The sequence below is a fragment of the Falsiroseomonas oryzae genome (genome assembly GCF_027856955.1).
Classification (GTDB): Bacteria; Pseudomonadota; Alphaproteobacteria; order Acetobacterales; family Acetobacteraceae; genus Falsiroseomonas; species Falsiroseomonas oryzae.
Genome location: NZ_JAPSMD010000981.1, coordinates 1 through 628, shown reverse-complemented (window position 1 = coordinate 628; position 628 = coordinate 1). Strand labels below are relative to the sequence as shown.

Annotated in this window: 1 protein-coding gene; it reads left to right on the top strand. The window is 72.6% G+C overall.

Going from position 1 to position 628, the window contains the following annotated elements; genetic code table 11:
- Window positions 1-22: 22 nt before the first annotated feature.
- On the top strand, window positions 23-628 hold a 606-nt coding region (phnD, locus tag OZN99_RS33075), incomplete at its 3' end, for a phosphate/phosphite/phosphonate ABC transporter substrate-binding protein (protein ID WP_270939398.1).

Genomic DNA, 628 nt, shown 5'->3' with positions numbered 1-628 from the left:
GGCCGTGGAGGCAGATGGACGCATGACGACCCTCGCGGCCCGCACCCGCCGGCAGGCGCTCGCCCTGCTCGGCCTCGCACCCTTCGCGCCGGCGGCGGCACAGTCGCCGCCGGCCTCGCACCCCATGCCGCCGGCCGGCCGGCGGCCCTGGGCCGACCAGGTGCGGGAGCTGCGGATCGGCCTGCTGAGCGACGAGAACCAGGCCGACCGGATGGCGCGCACCCGCGCCTATCGCGACCTGCTCTCAACGCATTTCGGCGTGCCCGCGCGCATCTACGAGGCCGCCGACTATGCCGGCGTGATGCAGGGCTTCGCCGCGCGCCAGCTCGAGATCTCCAACATGGGCGCGCTGGTGTATGCGCGCATCTGGCTGGACACCAACGGCAACATCGAGCCGCTGGTCGTCGCGCTGGCCGAGGATGGCTCCGCCAGCTACTTCGCCATGATGTACGTGCGCGCGGACAGCAACATCCGCAGCCTGGAGGAGATGCGCGGGCGCAGCCTGGCCTGGGCCGACCCGAACTCCACCTCCGGCTTCCTGGTGCCGCGCAGCGAGCTGCGCGAGGCCGGCATCAACATCGACACCTTCTTCAGCCGCACCGGCTTCGCCGGCGGGCACGAGCAGGCG